A 235-nucleotide genomic window follows, 5' to 3' on the forward strand; every position below is an offset into this window, starting at 1 on the left:
GCAGGACACGAGCGCCTACGGCGTCGACGTCAAATATCGCACCGGGTTCTGGAACGGCAAGCCGATCAAGACGCGCATGACCGATCTCGTCGGCGCGCTCGGCGAACTGGCCGCGCAATACGGCGCGTGGGTGCGCCTGCATTACGTGTATCCGTACCCGAGCGTCGACGAAGTCATTCCGATGATGGCGTCGGGTCCGTACAAGGGCCACGTGCTGCCGTATCTCGACGTGCCG

Annotated in this window: 1 pseudogene; it reads left to right on the forward strand. The window is 64.3% G+C overall.

The features are described from left to right. Nucleotides 1-235: pseudogene (gene rimO / locus SB822_RS61020) on the forward strand (30S ribosomal protein S12 methylthiotransferase RimO); the annotation flags it as partial.

This window comes from Paraburkholderia sp. SIMBA_054, assembly GCF_046534875.1.
Classification (GTDB): Bacteria; Pseudomonadota; Gammaproteobacteria; order Burkholderiales; family Burkholderiaceae; genus Paraburkholderia; species Paraburkholderia hospita.